Raw genomic sequence first — 494 nt, 5'->3', positions numbered from 1 at the left:
CTGTGTTAGGGTGAGCTTTGAACAGGATATGAATGTGGTCTCTATCTTCATTCCATTCGATGAGAGTGATGTTGTAGTTTGTACTCATTCTTAGAAACATATCTTTGGCATAATCCGAAACAGGGGGCGTGATGACTTTTCTTCGATACTTTATCCTGAATAATTCATAGTACCTTGTCAGAACAGGCATTTATCCCGCTTTGATAAGGTTTATCACTCTATTCCTTCTTCACCCGTTGGGTGAAGAAAAAAACATACAAAAAGAGCACGCTCTATGTTATTGTAAAGTCGACGAAAACAACAAAAACAAGAGGTGTGCTCAATGTCAACTTTACAAGAAAAGCAACTACAATTCAATCCCCATTTGGTTTGAATTTACCCAAAATTTTATGATTTCCTGAACGGTGACAAAAGCCCGAGGTATACACATGTGGAAAACATGGTATCCTCGGGCTTTTGAGCAGTCCACAGCTTAAATCTGTGGACTAATTTCA

Annotated in this window: 1 protein-coding gene; it reads right to left on the bottom strand. The window is 38.5% G+C overall.

Features of this window, described 5'->3' with window-relative positions; all coding sequences use genetic code 11:
• Positions 1-190: transposase (locus ACYQ4S_RS12255; RefSeq protein WP_459771444.1), on the bottom strand; the 190-nt coding region annotated here is incomplete at its 3' end.
• Positions 191-494 lie beyond the last annotated feature (304 nt).

The organism is Alkalibacterium sp. s-m-28, assembly GCF_054658175.1.
Note: the sequence above shows the minus strand (reverse complement) of the source record. Positions and strands in the feature narration are given on the sequence as shown.